Source organism: Pseudomonas marincola (genome assembly GCF_900682675.2).
GTDB lineage: Bacteria > Pseudomonadota > Gammaproteobacteria > Pseudomonadales > Pseudomonadaceae > Aquipseudomonas > Aquipseudomonas marincola.
Map to the genome: position 1 here is coordinate 3,323,648 of NZ_LR215729.2, position 13,002 is coordinate 3,336,649.

General features: G+C 58.3%; 15 protein-coding genes and 1 tRNA gene. 13 read left to right on the top strand and 3 right to left on the bottom strand.

Annotation, left to right across the window (positions count from 1 at the left end; all coding sequences use genetic code 11):
• The first annotated feature begins 24 nt into the window (after positions 1 to 24).
• From PMYSY11_RS15530 to PMYSY11_RS15550, 5 genes are all read left to right on the top strand, one after another.
• Positions 25 to 1,002: a Bug family tripartite tricarboxylate transporter substrate binding protein gene (locus PMYSY11_RS15530; RefSeq protein WP_204881715.1), complete on the top strand. Its 978-nt coding sequence runs from the start codon at positions 25 to 27 to the stop codon at positions 1,000 to 1,002.
• 84 nt (positions 1,003 to 1,086) lie between these two features.
• The gene (locus tag PMYSY11_RS15535) at positions 1,087 to 1,530 is read left to right on the top strand and encodes a tripartite tricarboxylate transporter TctB family protein (RefSeq protein WP_150547360.1); all 444 of its coding nucleotides are present in this window, start codon (positions 1,087 to 1,089) and stop codon (positions 1,528 to 1,530) included.
• 1 nt (position 1,531) lies between these two features.
• Positions 1,532 to 3,040: a tripartite tricarboxylate transporter permease gene (locus PMYSY11_RS15540; protein WP_069899417.1), complete on the top strand. Its 1,509-nt coding sequence runs from the start codon at positions 1,532 to 1,534 to the stop codon at positions 3,038 to 3,040.
• On the top strand, positions 3,033 to 4,067 hold the full coding sequence (locus PMYSY11_RS15545; protein WP_150547361.1) for an AbrB family transcriptional regulator: 1,035 nt from the start codon (positions 3,033 to 3,035) through the stop codon (positions 4,065 to 4,067). Before PMYSY11_RS15540 ends, PMYSY11_RS15545 begins: the two co-directional genes overlap by 8 nt.
• Before the next feature lie 294 nt (positions 4,068 to 4,361).
• A complete protein-coding gene (locus PMYSY11_RS15550; RefSeq protein ID WP_150547362.1) occupies positions 4,362 to 5,237 on the top strand; it encodes a DUF6279 family lipoprotein in 876 nt (291 codons plus the stop codon).
• Here PMYSY11_RS15550 and ung read toward each other — a convergent pair.
• Positions 5,234 to 5,929 carry a uracil-DNA glycosylase gene (ung, locus tag PMYSY11_RS15555; RefSeq protein WP_069899425.1) on the bottom strand — a complete coding sequence of 232 codons (696 nt, stop codon included), beginning with the start codon at positions 5,927 to 5,929 and terminating at the stop codon, positions 5,234 to 5,236. The two genes, PMYSY11_RS15550 and ung, sit on opposite strands and share 4 nt — an antisense overlap.
• Positions 5,930 to 6,087: 158 nt before the next feature.
• On the opposite strand from ung, the gene PMYSY11_RS15560 reads away from it, so the two are divergent.
• The 4 genes from PMYSY11_RS15560 (at position 6,088) to PMYSY11_RS15575 (ending at position 9,502) form a co-directional block, all read left to right on the top strand.
• Positions 6,088 to 6,501: a PaaI family thioesterase gene (locus PMYSY11_RS15560; RefSeq protein WP_150547363.1), complete on the top strand. Its 414-nt coding sequence runs from the start codon at positions 6,088 to 6,090 to the stop codon at positions 6,499 to 6,501.
• Between the two features lie 216 nt (positions 6,502 to 6,717).
• Positions 6,718 to 7,536, top strand: coding sequence for an enoyl-CoA hydratase (locus tag PMYSY11_RS15565; RefSeq protein WP_150547364.1), 819 nt, complete (start codon positions 6,718 to 6,720; stop codon positions 7,534 to 7,536).
• 114 nt (positions 7,537 to 7,650) lie between these two features.
• Entirely contained in the window at positions 7,651 to 8,754 is a 1,104-nt protein-coding gene (locus PMYSY11_RS15570) for an enoyl-CoA hydratase/isomerase family protein (RefSeq protein ID WP_150547365.1), read from the top strand.
• Between the two features lie 70 nt (positions 8,755 to 8,824).
• Positions 8,825 to 9,502 carry an ion channel gene (locus PMYSY11_RS15575; protein WP_069899429.1) on the top strand — a complete coding sequence of 226 codons (678 nt, stop codon included), beginning with the start codon at positions 8,825 to 8,827 and terminating at the stop codon, positions 9,500 to 9,502.
• On the opposite strand, the gene PMYSY11_RS15580 is transcribed toward PMYSY11_RS15575, so the two are convergent.
• A complete protein-coding gene (locus PMYSY11_RS15580; protein WP_069899430.1) occupies positions 9,499 to 9,759 on the bottom strand; it encodes a DUF1145 domain-containing protein in 261 nt (86 codons plus the stop codon). The two genes, PMYSY11_RS15575 and PMYSY11_RS15580, sit on opposite strands and share 4 nt — an antisense overlap.
• A gap of 75 nt (positions 9,760 to 9,834) precedes the next feature.
• Positions 9,835 to 10,341: a hypothetical protein gene (locus PMYSY11_RS15585; RefSeq protein WP_197737957.1), complete on the bottom strand. Its 507-nt coding sequence runs from the start codon at positions 10,339 to 10,341 to the stop codon at positions 9,835 to 9,837.
• 243 nt (positions 10,342 to 10,584) lie between these two features.
• On the opposite strand from PMYSY11_RS15585, the gene PMYSY11_RS15590 reads away from it, so the two are divergent.
• The 4 genes from PMYSY11_RS15590 to PMYSY11_RS15605 all read left to right on the top strand — a co-directional run bounded on the left by PMYSY11_RS15590 (position 10,585) and on the right by PMYSY11_RS15605 (position 12,958).
• Complete coding sequence (locus tag PMYSY11_RS15590) at positions 10,585 to 10,809, top strand: cysteine-rich CWC family protein (protein ID WP_150547366.1); 225 nt, start codon at positions 10,585 to 10,587, stop codon at positions 10,807 to 10,809.
• A gap of 2 nt (positions 10,810 to 10,811) precedes the next feature.
• Complete coding sequence (locus PMYSY11_RS15595) at positions 10,812 to 11,525, top strand: pseudouridine synthase (protein ID WP_150547367.1); 714 nt, start codon at positions 10,812 to 10,814, stop codon at positions 11,523 to 11,525.
• 371 nt (positions 11,526 to 11,896) lie between these two features.
• Complete coding sequence (locus PMYSY11_RS15600) at positions 11,897 to 12,784, top strand: alpha/beta fold hydrolase (RefSeq protein WP_150547368.1); 888 nt, start codon at positions 11,897 to 11,899, stop codon at positions 12,782 to 12,784.
• A gap of 100 nt (positions 12,785 to 12,884) precedes the next feature.
• A tRNA-Gly gene (locus PMYSY11_RS15605) sits at positions 12,885 to 12,958 on the top strand.
• The last annotated feature ends 44 nt before the right edge of the window (positions 12,959 to 13,002 follow it).

A 13,002-nucleotide genomic window follows, 5' to 3' on the forward strand; every position in this document is an offset into this window, starting at 1 on the left:
TAAAAAACCTGTGAGGATTCAATTATGAAATCTGCTTTCACTCGTATCGCCCTGGCAACAGCTTGCCTGGCATTCGCGGGTCAACTGCTCGCGGCTGACCCCAAGCGCCCTGAATGTATCGCTCCGGCCAAGCCGGGCGGCGGTTTCGACCTGACCTGCAAACTGGCGCAAAGCGGCCTGAAAGATGGCGGCCTGCTGAAAAAACCAATGCGCGTGACCTACATGCCAGGCGGCGTGGGCGCCGTGGCGTATAACGCTGTCGTGGCGCAGCGCGCAGATGATCCGGGCACCATCGTCGCGTTCTCCAGCGGCTCTTTGCTGAACCTGGCCCAAGGTAAATTCGGCCGCTACGACGAACACGCCGTGCGCTGGCTGGCAGCGGTAGGCACCGACTACGGCGCTATCACCGTGCGTGAAGACTCGCCGTACCACTCACTCAGTGACCTGATCGAAGCACTTAAAAAAGACCCGTCGAGCATTGTCTTCGGTGCGGGCGCCACCATCGGCGGTCAGGACTGGATGCAAACTGCACTGATCGCCCGTGCAGCCGGCATCGACCCGAAAAACCTGCGTTACGTAGCATTTGAAGGCGGCGGCGAAACCGTAACCGCCATGCTCGGTGGCCACGTGCAAGTGACCAGCAGCGGCTTGGGTGAAGTCACGCCGCAAATTGCCGCTAAGAAAATCCGCATTCTCGCGGTACTCTCGGACGAGCGTCTGCCAGGCAAACTGGCTGATATCCCGACGGCCAAAGAGCAAGGCTTCGACATCACCTGGCCGGTTATCCGTGGCTTCTACGTGGGCCCGAAAGTCTCGGATGAGCAGTACCACTGGTGGAAGCAGCAGTTCGACACCATGCTCGCAAGCGAAGACTTCGCCAAGCTGCGTGAACAGCGCGACTTGCTGCCACTGTCGATGACCGGCGACGAGTTGAATGCCTTCGTCATGAAGCAGGTCAACGAGTACAAGACTCTGGCGGGTGAGTTTGGCCTGATCCAGTAAGTCACTCCGTCCGGTGTCGCCCAACTACCAAACGACGGCACCGGACGCATTCACGTCCACCTTTGTTTTCAAGAGAAATCTGCCATGTATGTTCGCCTGTTCTCCGCGATCTGGCTGCTGCTGTGTGTCTGGCTCGCATTCGTTGCGTGGGGCTTTGAAGCTCCCTTCGCCTATGACCCGGTCGGCCCGCGCGCCTATCCCCTGTTACTGCTTGCGTTGATGGGAGCCGGCTCGCTCTGGTTGATATTCAAACCGGGATTGATGGAGCAGCAGCTGCACATACCGACCGTTAAACGCTCAGTGCTGTGTGTCGTGGCGTTGCTGGCCTACGCCGTAACGTTCGAACCACTGGGCTTCATTTTGAGCACGGCACTCGCAGTATTTGTGCTGGGCCTGCTGTTCACTGGCCGACTCGTGCCTTGCATCATCAGCGCCGTGCTGATGGGCGTGCTGTTGTTCGTGCTGTTTGATTATCTGCTGGACGTGCCTTTGCCGCTCGGCGTCTTAGAAGCGTTCGTGGAGAGCTGATATGGATACGCTGAATTATTTGATGCAGGGCTTCGACGTTGCCACGCGTCCCGTCAACCTGCTGGTTGCCCTGTTTGGTGCGTTTGTCGGCACCGTTGTTGGCTTACTGCCCGGCCTTGGCCCGATCAATGGCGTGGCGCTGTTGCTGCCACTGGCTTTCGCCCTGGGTCTGCCGCCAGAAACGGCGCTGATCTTGCTGGCGGCGGTGTATCTGGGCTGTGAATACGGCGGCCGTATTTCCGCCATTCTGCTCAACGTGCCAGGCGACGCTGCTGCTGTAATGACCACTCTGGACGGCTATCCTCTGGCGCGTCAGGGCAAGGCCGGTATCGCCCTGTCGCTGTCGGCTGTCAGCTCGTTCGTCGGCAGCATTATCGCCACCTGCGGTGTGGTGCTGTTCGCGCCGATCCTGGCCAAGTGGGCTGTAGCCTTTGGCCCGGCCGAATACTTTGTGCTGATGATTTTTGCCATCGCCTGCCTCGGCGGAATGGTCGGCGACAAGCCGGTTAAAACCCTGATGGCCGCACTGATTGGCTTGGCACTTGCCACCGTCGGTGTCGACTCGACCACCGGGGTTTATCGCTTCACATTTGGCAGCGTCAGCCTGTCCGACGGGATTCAGTTCGTCATCGTGGTTATCGGTTTCTTCAGCGTCAGTGAAGTGCTGCTAATGCTGGAAAAAACCCACAGCGGCCAAAAAGCGGTGAAGGCCAGCGGCCGTTTGCTGTTCAACTTCAAAGAGTTCTGCGAAACCTTCTGGACCATGATTCGCAGCTCGGTTGCAGGCTTTGTCATCGGTACATTGCCAGGTGCCGGCGCGACCATTGCCAGCGCCATGACCTACATGACCGAAAAGCGCATGGCCGGCCCGAAGGGCAAGTTCGGTGAAGGTGACCTGCGTGGTTTGGCAGCTCCAGAAGCCGCTAACAACGCTTCGGCGTGCGGCTCGCTGATTCCGATGCTGACACTCGGCGTACCGGGTTCGGGCACCACGGCGGTAATGATCGGCGCCCTCACCCTCTACAACATCACGCCCGGCCCGTTGCTGTTCGAACAGCAGCCGGATGTGGTCTGGGGTCTGATCGCCTCGCTGTTCATCGGTAACGTGATTTTGCTGGTGATGAACATTCCGCTGGTTGGCCTGTTCTCGCGCATGCTCAGCGTACCCAACTGGGTTCTGGTTCCGGCCATCACCGTAATCAGCATGGTCGGCGTGTACGCGGTTCACAGCACCACATTCGATCTGGTACTGATGATCGTGCTCGGCGTGTTCGGCTACATCCTGCGCAAGCTCGACTTCCCCCTCTCGGCGGTGATTCTCGGCTTCGTGCTGGGCGAGTTGATGGAAGACAACTTGCGCCGCGCACTGTCGATCTCTGCAGGCGACCTCAACATTCTGTGGTCGAGCCCGATCACACTGGCGTTGTGGGCACTGGTGGTACTGATGCTGGCGCTGCCGGGCATCCGCTGGTGGCGCGCGCGCAACAAGGCCCAAATGGCCAATGCCTGATAACCACTGGCGTTTCTGGTGGGCAACCCCGCTGATCGGTCTGATCGGCGGGTATCTGGCCAGCCTCATCGGCTGGCCTTTGCCGTGGATTATTGGCCCGCTACTGGCGGTGATCTTGGTGCGCTGCAGCGGCTGGCACATTCGCGAAGTACCGGGCGGCCGTAAAACCGGCCAATGGATTGTCGCCAGCGCCATCGGCCTGCACTTCACCAGTGAAGTCATGAGCCAACTGCTGGCTCACTTCCCCATCATCCTCGCCGGTGCAATCGGCACCCTGCTCCTCAGCCTGATCGGCATCGCGGTACTGATGCGCAGCGGCGTAGATCGCGCCACCGCCTTCTTTGCCAGCATGCCGGGCGGTGCCAGCGAAATGGTTAATCTGGCGCAGCGTCATAACGCCGAAATCGCCCGCGTGGCGGCGGCACATAGCCTGCGCCTGCTAATGGTCGTGCTGATCGTTCCCGCCCTGTTTACCTGGAGCTTGCCGGATACACCGCGCCCGCCACCTGCACCGGCAGACGCTTTCTGGCTGGCCATCCTGCTACCCGCAGGAGCGGCACTGGCTTGGGTGTGGGGCAAGCTGAAGCAGCCCAATCCCTGGATGCTCGGCCCGCTAACCGTGTGCGCTGTCGCCAGCGTCAGCTTCGACTTGCACATCGGCTTGCCACAAGGTCTTGGTCAGGTTGGCCAATGGCTGATCGGCTGCGCATTGGGTTGTCACTTCGACCGCGCGTTCTTTCGCAGCGCCCCGGCGTTTCTCGCCCGCATTATCCTCTTCACCGTGCTGGCGATGCTCACCGCCGCCGGGCTTGCCACAGGCTTGGGCTGGATTGCCGGGCAGGACTCAGTCTCGCTGATGCTGGGTATGATGCCGGGAGGCATTACCGAACTCTGCCTCACCGCCGAAGCGCTGCAACTGTCGGTCGCCCTGGTCACCGCCCTGCAAGTGTTGCGCTTGTTTCTGGTGATGTTCCTGGCCGAACCGCTGTTCCGGGTTTGGCAAAAGCGCTCGGCGTCCAGTAGTTGATTGACCTGTAGCAGGTTAAATAGTGCCTGACCGATATGCAGGTGCGTTTCTACAACAGAAACGCACCTGCAGTTTAATAACCCTCCCGCAGCAGCCTGAACAAACCTGCAACCGAACTAATGCCTTGCTGAATGTAGGCCGTTACTTATTGTGTGCAACGAAGTGGGCTGGAGCGCTTACGAGCCGGTCTGAAAGGCGGTTGGGCAGAAATATGGTTAATCAATATTTCCAGCTAGCCCACTGCCTGCTTTATCTGTCTTATGCTCTGTACTCAAACACGTCGAGGCAAAATGGATGAAGCCGCTACGCCTGTTAAACCTCAAGAGCATGCTCATAATCACCGCCTTCAGTATTGTGCTGGGCGGATGCAGCGCTGTGGGTTTTACCTACGGCAAACTGGACTGGCTGATCAGTTGGCGCCTCAATGGCCTGCTTGATCTCAACGCGCACCAGCAGCAATGGCTGGAGCCACGCATTGAGGACAATCTCAACTGGCACTGCAGCACTGAGATACCGCGCTATCTCGACTGGTTGCAGCACACGCAGAGTTTGGTCAATGAACCCAACCCGAGCCCGCGCAAGCTCACCGCGCAATTTGTCATGGTCGGTGATGCGATTAAGCGGGTCGGCAAGCAGATCACACCAACCTCTGTCGACCTGCTAAAAACGCTGACTGACGAACAAGTAGCGCATCTCTCCGAAGAACTTACGGAGAAAAATAACGATTACCGGAAGAAGTTCGTCGATCCAAGCCTGGCCGTGCAGATAGAAGAGCGTGCCGAGCGCATGGCAGACCGGCTGGAAACATGGCTCGGCTCGGTCAATGAAACCCAGCTACAGCGCGTTAATCGCTGGTCCGCAGCGCTGGGCGAGCAAAACAGCTTGTGGATGAATAACCGCTTGCTCTGGCAGGCACAAATGGAGCAGAGCCTGGCGATGCGTCATACCGCAGAGTTTGCCCCGCGCATAACGCACCTGCTGCAAGCCCCCGAAGACTTCTACGATGCCGAATACCGCAAAGCGTATCCTGAGGCGCAACAGGCATTCGCCGAGTTGATCAGCGATGTGCTGCTCAGTGCCGACGCACAACAGAAGCAGCGTTTTACCGAGCGTCTGCGCGATTTACGACACGAGTTGGCGCAGCTTGTATGCGCCAGAACCGTCAGCTAGACCGCGCTGGGTAATTTCCAGTCGATGGGCTCGCGCCCCAGGCTGATCAGTTCTTTATTGGTGCGGCTGAAATGGCCGTTACCAATAAAGCCGCGGTACGCCGAGAGCGGCGACGGATGAACGGACTTCAGGACCAGGTGGCGGGTGGGATCAATCAGGCTTTCCTTGCTCTGTGCATGCGCGCCCCAGAGTAGAAACACCACCGGAGTCGGTTGTTCGCTGACCACACTGATGATTTTATCGGTGAAGTGCTGCCAGCCCTTTTTCGCATGCGAGCCGGCAATGCCGCGCTCCACCGTCAGCGAAGTGTTTAGCAGCAACACGCCTTGCTCGGCCCAATGCTGCAAGTAGCCATGCGTGGCAAGGTCGATATTGAGGTCGCGCTTGAGCTCCTTGTAGATATTCAACAAGGACGGCGGCACGGCAACACCCGGCTGCACCGAGAAGCACATGCCGTGTGCCTGACCCGGCCCGTGATACGGGTCCTGACCGATGATCACCACTTTAACCGACGCCAGCGGTGTGCTGTTCAGCGCACTGAAGATCAGCTCGCGTGGCGGATAAATCTCTTTGCCTGCCGCCTTCTCTGCCCGCAAAAACTCGCTCAATTGCTGCATATAAGGCTTGGCGAATTCTTCACGCAGCGCGGCCTTCCAGCCAGCTTCAAGGGAAATGCGGTCGTTATCAGTCATGCAGGTATCTCGGGGCGCTAAACAGAGCAGGCACGCTAGTGAAGCGGCCGCGGCAAGTCAAGGCAGCAACTGATGAGCGACTATCAACTGGCGCCATAGTAGTTGCCGGACAACCAAGCTGGGCGAACACTCGAACGACACCAACCGGAGTCATCGCCATGAATTCGCCAACCTCGCTGACCCGCGAACAACTTGAGCAAGCCCTGCAGATTTCACCGTTCGCGCAACTCATCGGCTTCAACCTGACTCACTTCGCCCCCGGCCAGATCGAGATGCAAGTGGCCATCCGTCCGGAGCTGACTCAGCACCACGGCTTTGCCCACGGCGCGGTTGTCGGTTTCATGATCGACAGCGCCTGCGCATGGGCAGCGGCGTCGGTGGTCGGCGATGTCGTCACCAGTGAGTACAAGGTCAACTTCCTCGCGCCGGCCATCGGTGAAACACTCATCTGCCGCAGTGATGTCATCAAGGCCGGCCAACGCCAAGTGGTCACCCGTGCCGATGTGTTCGCGCTGCACAATGGCCAGGAGAAAATAGTCGCCACCGGTCTGGCCACCATCGCCCGTATCTAGGGGCCTGCGCCACTTGCTTGCAGCCAATTGCCATACCGGACTGCAACTGCAACGACTCTGGGGTTATCTTATAGGTTGAATCGCCAGCGCATGGCGCTGCCGCGACCGGGTTGAGTTTGGCTGCCGGATGATCGGCCCCGCTCCCCGTCGGATCAAGGAAGGCTGCGCTAAGCCGTCAATGGCTGGCGCGGCTAACACGCAAAAGTGAGGATGCATATGACGACTGCAGTAGAACCTTACAACCCTGGGGTTTTCGACCTGACCCACAAACTCACTGTAGAGAAACACGGCCACACGGCCCTGATCACCATCAATCATCCGCCTGCCAACACCTGGGATCATGATTCGCTGATCGGCCTGAAACAAATCATTGAACACCTCAATCGCGACGATGACGTGTATGCGCTGGTGATCACCGGGCAAGGTGGCAAGTTCTTCTCGGCCGGAGCCGACCTCAATCTGTTTGCCGACGGCGACCGCGCCAGAGCCCGTGAGATGGCCAGCCGTTTTGGTGAAGCCTTCGAGGCTCTGCGCGACTTCCGCGGGGTTTCGATTGCCGCCATCAACGGTTTCGCCATGGGCGGCGGACTTGAGTGTGCGCTGGCCTGCGATATTCGCATTGCCGAGCGGCAGGCGGTAATGGCGCTTCCTGAAGCCGCAGTGGGCCTGCTGCCTTGTGCTGGCGGTACCCAGGCGTTGTCCTGGCTGGTCGGCGAAGGCTGGGCCAAGCGCATGATTCTTTGCGGTGAGCGTCTGGATGCCGATACCGCGCTACGCATCGGCTTGGTCGAACAAGTAGTCGACACAGGCGAGGCTCGCGGCCACGCGCTGCTGCTGGCGGCCAAAGTGGCCCGACAAAGTCCGGTGGCTGTGCGCACCATTAAACCGCTGATTCAAGGCGCGCGTGACCGTGCACCCAATAGCTGGTTGCCGGCGGAGCGCGAGCGTTTTGTCAGCCTGTTCGATGCCGACGACACCCGCGAAGGGGTCAATGCATTCCTGGAGAAACGCGAGCCCAAATGGCGTAATCGCTAAGCCGTCAACGCCCGCACGGATCACCGATAATTTAATCAAGACCGGATCAGCCAACGCGCAGCAGCCCGAACGCTATGGGCGCTGCGCAACGGTTCTCCGTTGAACGAGAGACTTATGAACGTAACCTTCGAACAACGCCCGAGCCTGCATGGTTTTCAAATTGGCATCGCCAGCCTGGACGCCGAGAAGAGCCTAAACGCGCTGAGCCTGCCGATGATCGAGGCGCTGGATGCGCAACTCAAGGCCTGGGCGGATGATCCGCAAATTGCCTGTGTGGTGCTGCGCGGGAACGGACCTAAAGCGTTCTGCGCCGGCGGCGATGTCGTGCAACTGGTTAAAAACTGCCTGGAACATCCCGGTGAAGTTCCGCCCCTGGCGCGGCGTTTTTTCGCTGACGAATACCGCCTCGACCACCGCATTCATACTTACCCGAAACCTTTTATTTGCTGGGCTCACGGCCATGTGCTGGGCGGCGGTATGGGCCTGATGCAAGGTGCAGCCATTCGTATCGTCACGCCATCGAGTCGCCTCGGCATGCCAGAGATAAACATCGGCCTGTACCCGGATGTCGGTGGCAGCTGGTTCTTGTCGCGGTTACCGGGCAAATTGGGGCTATTCCTCGGTATGACCGCCAGCGGGATCAATGCCCGCGACGCGCTCGATCTGGGCCTTGCGGACCGCTGCCTGCTGGAAAGCCAGCAAAGCGAATTGCTCGAAGGACTGGTGCAGATCAACTGGCAGGAACAAGCCCCCGCGCAACTCAACAGTTTGCTCAAGTCGCTGGAAAACCAAGCGCAGAGTGAACAACCGCAAGCCCAATGGTTACCACGCCGCGCCCGGATAGACGCCGTGCTCGATCAAGCTGACTTGCCCGCCGCATGGCAGGCATTAAGCACCCTGCAGGATGACAGCGACCCGCTGCTGGCAAAGGCGGCGAAAACACTCACGGCTGGCTGCCCGCTGACTGCGCATTTGGTATGGCAGCAAATCGAACGGGGGCGTTCGATGTCGATTGCCGACGTGTTCCGCATGGAGTACGCCATGAGCCTCAACTGCTGCAAATACCCGGAGTTTGCCGAAGGCGTTCGCGCCCGGCTGATCGACAAGGACCAGTCGCCCAACTGGCACTGGAAAGATGTATCAGCTATTTCCACGGACATCGTGGAGGCGCACTTTGCACCCGCCTGGGACGGCCCTCACCCGCTGGCTGATCTTTAATCCGACTGTTCTAAAACCAAAGGCGGGCGTCAGCGCTTGCGACGTTCTGCAGGATCGACAGCGGCAAGTCATGGCTGCCAAACTGGAGTTTTTGCCCAGGGAATTGGCCGTGACCTCCGCTTACTTGCTGCGCTATCGCTTTCGTTTGTTGTTTGCCAGTTGCGTACTGTTGACCATCGTCTTTGGCTGGCCGCACCCGCCCCTCTGGCTGCAATGGACCGCGCTGGCATTTTTGATCGTCGCGTCCATGAACACCCTGCGCCACAAAGGCGTGATGCTCAGCATTGCGGTCATGCTGGGCATCGCCAACATGGGTCTGGTGCTTCTGGAGAAACTAATCGACCTGCCCGCCCCACTGAGTGACGGCTTCGGCCTGATCGCCTTTTTCCTGCTGGTGGTTTACGCCCTGTTCAACCGGGTGATTCACGAACGCCCGGTTACCAGCGAACTTCTCTACGGTTTACTCGCCCTGTATCTGGCGCTGGCCCTCGCATTCGCGGCGGCCTTTCATGTCATCAACGGGGTATTTAGCAATGCCTTCGCCAGCGCACATGGCCCGCTGCAACTCCACGATTTCGTCTACTACAGCCTGGTCACGCTAACCACAGTGGGTTACGGCGACATACAGGCACTCGCCCCCGCCGCCCGTTTGCTTGCGGGCGCGGAGGCTGTAGTCGGGGTTATGTTTATCGCTGTGGCAGTCGCCCGCAGCCTGATGCTGATGAGCGACGTCGAACCGTTGGACTAGAGCGGCTTGAGTTTGGATTGCGACTGAATGTGCAGCACGCCAAACAGCAAAACCTGAATACGCCCGAGCCACGGCTTCGGGCGAGCCATGATCTGTTTATGAAACAGCGCCACCTCGGCCAGATGCGCCAGCAGCAAAATCAACGCCAGCCAGTTACACCAGCGCCCCAAAGGCTCGGCAAAGGGATACAGCACGTTGAGCAGCGCCACTAACCAGAACATGGCAAGTGCGCCTTTACAGAAAGACAGTAAATGCATGGCGATTCCTTATTGTTTTTAAGCAATTTAAATCGCCACCAGAACTCTGACAAGCTGCGAAGCCCGCCAGCCCAATCAGCGCCTGCTGCGCGCCCGATTGGCGCTGCCATTGGACTGGATCAACTGTTGCTGCATACGCTGGCGCGAGCCCTGACTGGCCGAGCGCGACGGCTGTTGCTGTTGACGGCTCTGCCGATACTCACGCTTGCCTTTGTCGCGACCACCCTGCTGATGCCCCTGATGATTGCCACCTTGGTGATTGCCACCCTGATGATTACCGCCTTGGTGATCACCGCCCTGATGGTTTCCGCCTTGATGATGGCCACCATCATGATGCGAGCCGTGATGTGAACCACCGTTGTAGTGACCACCGTGATGCGGAGGGCGCGGATGGTTCGGGTACCTGTAGTAACGGTAATCGTTGTAGTAATAGCCGCGCGGCTGCACATAGACCGGATAACCGGGGCCCGAGTAATAGCGCTCAGAATAATAGGCGTCGTCGTAGTAATAGCCCTGGTCGTAAATGGCGCAGCCACTCATAGACAATCCCAACAACGCAATAAGCATGGATTTGTAAGACATAAGCGCCTCGACGCACAACAGACCAGCGAAGGCTGGCGATAACATATTGACTCTCACGCCGGGCAAAGGTGCCCTGTGCGCCCGCCCCCCACATCCACACCGTCGGAAAGCCAATTTCCGTTAGCAATGCTTCTGCCAGTGCATAACTCGATCAAGCTCATCGCTGCAGAGAGTCACCCAGGTAAATCCCGAACCGCTTTATACTGCTGCAATACCGGCAACCGAACGCCAGACATTACAGCCATGACCAACGCCCAAAACATCTGCCCGCTGTGCGGCCAACTCAACCAATGCGCGCAAGCGGGATCCACCGTCGCTGTAGAGTCATGCTGGTGTTTTGCGAAGAAGATCGACCCGCGCATTCTCGAGCAGATTCCTGCCGGCATCGACCGCAGCTGCATTTGCCCACGCTGCGCCATGGCCTTGCCGAAAGAGCCTGAACCGGCTGTGTCCGAGCCAAAGCGCTAGCCATGCGTCTCGACCGAATCCTCAGCAATCTTGCGCATTTAAATCGCCAGACCGTTCGCCAAATGATCGCCGGTGGTCGCGTGCGTGTAGATGGCAACTGCTGCCGCGACGGACGCTTTGAGGTGAGAATATTCAACCGCGTAGAACTGGATGATGTGCTCGTGCAAGCAGGCAAACCTGCACGTTACTTCATGCTGCACAAGCCAGTTGGCGTTGTCAGCGCTACGTATCATGAAGCGCATCGCACGGTGATCGACCTGCTAGATGAACCGGCGAAGGATGAGTTGCACCTTGCCGGACGACTCGACCTCAACACCAGTGGCCTGTTGTTGATTACCAACGATGGACAGTGGTCGCGGCACGTCACCAACCCGGGCAGCCGCAAGGCTAAGGTCTACCTGGTTGAAACCGAAAACGACATTGCGCCTGAATACATCGAGACCTTTGCCCGCGGCCTGTACTTCGCGTTCGAGGACCTCACCACGCTCCCAGCCAAGCTGGAAATACTCGCCCCGCGTCGCGCCCGGCTAAGCCTGCATGAAGGCCGCTATCATCAGGTCAAGCGCATGTTCGGCCACTTCCAGAACAAGGTCATCGGCCTGCATCGCACGCACATTGGCAGCCTCGAACTCGATCCCAATCTGGCACCCGGGCAGTATCGTCAGTTGTCCGCTGCTGAGGTTGCAAGCTTTGCCGAACCGGAGATTCAGGGCTAGCTGCTCACCCACCGATAAACGGCAACATCGCAGCTAAATTAGCGCTTGCGCCATAACGGTCGGGCTGCTTAAATCGAATCATAAGGTCTCGATGTGACTTACCAGTCACGAAGACCATCTAAGCGTTCTCTTGGTTGCTAGCGCTCTGCGCTAAATGTGGTTCCTGCCCGGTTCAAGACGTCACTCCAGCCATATTACAGGCGTGGAGCGATTGCTCTTTTTCGACCCTAACCGATTGAAAAATAAATAATTATAAAATCATCAGCCTGACATTCGTTTGTCATGTCCAGGCGCTTTCCTAACTGTCCTACTTTGCCCGGTTTATCGGCCTTGCCGTAGACCTTGCCTAAATTGCGCCAGGAGGAAACGACATGAAGCCAGCCATCGCTGTCGTCGACGTAAATGGGATCTACAAAGTCCACACGGAGTTTTATGCCAGCCCCCTAGCCCGCAAGACCATCATCCTGGTCAATGGGTCTATGGCTACCACGGCCTCATTCGCGCAAACGGTAAAAACCCTGCAACCACAATTCAACGTCGTGCTGTTCGACCTCCCCTACGCCGGCCGCTCGCGCCAGCACAACGACTACGACCACCTGATCAGCAAGGATGATGAAGCCAACATCCTGCTCGAACTGATTGAGCACTTTAAGGCCAACTTCCTGATGTCGTTCTCGTGGGGCAGCGTTGCGGCTTTGCTGGCACTGGCCAAACGCCCTGCACGCATTGAGCAAGCGGTGATCAGCTCGTTCTCGCCCGTTCTCAACGAGCCCATGCTCGACTACATGAACCGTGGCCTGACTTTCCTCGAAGCGGCAGACCGCGAAAACATCGGCGAGTTGGTCAACAGCACCATCGGCAAATTTCTGCCGTCGCTGTTCAAGCGCTACAACTATCGCCACGTCAGCAGCCTGCATGAACACGAATACCGGCAAATGCACGCGCACATCAAACAAGTGATGCGCATGGAGTCCAATTGCCAGATGCCTTACCTGGCCCGTATCGACATCCCGCTGCTGTTCATCAATGGCGAGAATGACGAATACACCACCGCGCAAGACGCACGCTTGTTTGGTGAATACCTGCCGGACTGCCGCTTCGCGACCATTGAAAATGCCGGGCACTTCCTCGACATGGAACACAAGAGCGCTTGCGAGCAAACCCGTGATGCCATATTCGGATTCCTGCAAAGCACCCGCCCCGTCGAGCGCCTGCACTACCCGCAAATGGACGTGCAGCACGCCGCAATGGCTGTATAACCCATGCCAAAACGAGCACCCCGCATCCGGTAAATCATATTTACTCGAGGTGCGGGCTTCTTTTCGCGGCCGAGTTCTGGTACAAAGACTCCCGCAAAAAGCGGGCGTCGTATAATGGCATTACTCCAGCTTCCCAAGCTGATAACGAGGGTTCGATTCCCTTCGCCCGCTCCAGATTTTTCAAGCTAAAGCCCTGCTCTCGCAGGGCTTTTTCGTTT